Here is a 2,733-nt window from a genome sequence, read left to right as displayed (position 1 = left end):
CAGATTTGCGGCATGTTAAACCTCATTAATCCTGCAAACACATGAATAAAATTGAAATTGCAACGCTAGCACACCTGAATGAATTTGCTGAACTATTTGACCAATACCGTGTCTTTTACAGACAGGAATCTGATGTAGAAAAAGGAAGGACTTTCCTTAAAGAAAGGATCAGCAAGGAGGAATCGGTTACCTTTCTGATTGAAGCAGCGGGTAAATTTGTCGGATTTGCACAATTGTACCCATTATTTCACTACAAAGCCTTGAAACGTCAGTGGTTGTTAAGTGACTTATTTGTCGATCCTGATTTTCGCGGCCAGGGTTTATCCATTGCACTGATAGACCGATGTAAAAGCTATTGCGACGAAACCGATGCCTGTGGATTGTTGCTTGAAACAGAAAAAACTAATGACATTGGGAATAAGCTATATCCTAAATGCGGTTTTGAATTAGATCAGGACCATAATTATTACAACTGGTGGAAGAACAGCTAAACAGCTATTCGGTGGAATGGCCTTAAGCCATTCCACCGTTTGCTCCAATATTTTGCGCAGTAATCCATTTTGCTTCATCACTGGCAAGGAATGCGACTACCCTGGCGATATCTTCCGGTTCTCCGATACGGTTAAAAGCTGAAAGGGAAGCGAGACGGTCTATGACCTCTTTAGGTTTTCCATTGGTAAATAATTCTGTATTGGTTGGGCCGGGAGAAATGGAGTTTACATTGATTCCCCTATCGCCGACCTCTTTTGAAAACACACGGCTGAGTTGTTCTACCGCTGCTTTTGTGGCTACGTAGGTACTGTATCCAGGCAACATAATCCGATTCACCGAAGTAGAAAAATTGATGATGCTGCCCTTATCGGCTAAACGGGTCGCCGCTTCGCGCATGGTGTTGAAGGTCCCTTTTACATTAACATCAAACTGCTTTGCAAAATCTTCATCGGTCGTATCTTTTAGTAATTTCGTGATCATAATACCCGCATTGTTTACCAGTACATCCACCCTGCCATAATGTGCAATTGCCTGATCAAACAGGGTTTTAACCGCAGCAGAATTGCTGACGTCTGCCTGAATTGCGATGGCTTCGCCACCTTTTCCGAGGATTTCGTTAACCGTTTGATCCGCCGCTTCCTTGCTCCCTGCATAGTTTACGATTACTTTAGCTCCCGCAGCCGCTAGATTGTGGGCTATGCTTGCACCTATCCCTCTCGAGGCACCAGTTACCAAAATTACTTTATCTTGTAGCGTATTCATGTTTTCTTTATTTGAAGGTTCAAAGATCTTTATTTGACGATCCAAAGATCAGCTAATGATCAGTTATGAAAAGGACAGATATCAAAGAATTACTTGTTAAATTCTAAGATAGGATATGATTTTTTCCGGGTTAAGTTGGACGTGTTCCAGGGGGCAAATCTTGCTTTCGATAAGCAATTGGTCTATGCTTAGGTGTGTTTTATAAGGCCCGGGTCTGCTTTCTATAGGCTATGGGCGTAAGCTGAGTATGTTTCTTAAAGTAATTACTAAAATGGGTTGGCTCTGCAAAGCCCAGCATAAAAGAGATCTCTTTGATGGAAGAGCTGGTGTTTTGCAACAAAGATTTTGCCTCTCCCACTGTTTTTTCTGCAATCCAGCTGCTTACTGGTTTTCCTGTCTTGGTTTTAATCACAGTACTCAGGTAATTGGGGTGCAAATGCTGCAAATCAGCGTAATCCTGTACGCGGAACAACATCTTATCTTCCCTAAAAGCCAAAGCCCGATAATGTGCTTCCAGATTCTTTTTAAATGTTTTCACAATGGCAGAAGTACGGTCGCCTTCATAAATGGGATTATAGTCTTGCCAGAAATAGGCTTTGATTTTTAACAACAAGGCCACAAACAGGCTGGCGATAATTCTATTTTTATAGGGAGAGTTCCCCAGGTATTCTTTCTGAATTTGTAGATAAAGCTGTTCAATTTCGGCAAACTGCTCCGGCAGTAGTTGCTTTGGCTGTACGGTTTCTGTGAGTAAAAATGAAAAATCCTGAAATACATCGGAATGAACATTTGCCTTTAGAAAGGATTCATTAAAAGTAATCAGATAAGCGTCTGTAATTTCAACCCATTCAAAACTCCTGTAATTTCCGGGATTAGTGAAATAGACTGTGCCTGGAATAATGTCAAATGACATCTCATCAATAACATAATTTCCTCTTCCATTTTTAACAAATACAAAGCTGAAATAATCCGGCCGGTAGGCGATAGATTTAAAAGGCAGGTCCTTGAAAGTTTCTTTTAACGCGTGAACCGTAAAGCCGGATGCGCCCTGAACCGAATCTACAGGCAAGCCCATCATTTTGTACAAATCTACCAGATCTTTGGATATCGCTTCCTTTTGTTGCATATAAATTCCAGGTTGGATACGCTAAAGTAATTGTTTTCTATACATCAAAACCTATTTTATTTATTGAAGAATGATTAGCTATACAGAAACGTTTTTTTGATCTACATTGCCCCTCGTCTCCCCCCGGAATGCTTTCGATATGCGCTCCACATGCGTCCACATCCCCTCCATCATTCAACCATGGTCAATTAATGGTTGATTAATCCCTGATAGGTCTAAGTGACCTTTCAACCATGTTTTAAGGATTACGAAAGATTGAATTCAGGTTTAATTTATCCCGGACACAGATTGAACTTATCATGAGGGGATACCGAACTTATTCCCTACCTTGTAATTCACAACACCTTGTTTAT

The 2,733-nt window shown here is 40.8% G+C and carries 3 protein-coding genes; 1 reads left to right on the top strand and 2 read right to left on the bottom strand.

The genetic code is table 11. From position 1 onward, the window contains the following. The first annotated feature begins 41 nt into the window (after positions 1–41). Positions 42–491: a GNAT family N-acetyltransferase gene (locus tag OQX61_RS24160; RefSeq protein WP_265844412.1), complete on the top strand. Its 450-nt coding sequence runs from the start codon at positions 42–44 to the stop codon at positions 489–491. Positions 492–513: 22 nt separating this feature from the next. Here OQX61_RS24160 and OQX61_RS24155 read toward each other — a convergent pair whose 3' ends face one another. Together OQX61_RS24155 and OQX61_RS24150 are read right to left on the bottom strand one after the other, a co-directional pair. Further along, positions 514–1,254 (bottom strand): SDR family oxidoreductase, encoded by a 741-nt coding sequence (locus OQX61_RS24155; protein WP_265844411.1) that lies wholly within the window; start codon positions 1,252–1,254, stop codon positions 514–516. Positions 1,255–1,453: 199 nt separating this feature from the next. Further along, on the bottom strand, positions 1,454–2,380 hold the full coding sequence (locus OQX61_RS24150; RefSeq protein WP_265844410.1) for a helix-turn-helix domain-containing protein: 927 nt from the start codon (positions 2,378–2,380) through the stop codon (positions 1,454–1,456). Positions 2,381–2,733 lie beyond the last annotated feature (353 nt).

This window comes from Pedobacter sp. PLR, from assembly GCF_026239675.1.
GTDB lineage: Bacteria > Bacteroidota > Bacteroidia > Sphingobacteriales > Sphingobacteriaceae > Pedobacter.
The sequence above is the reverse complement of the archived record's forward strand: the minus strand, read 5'-3'. Positions and strand labels throughout refer to the sequence as shown.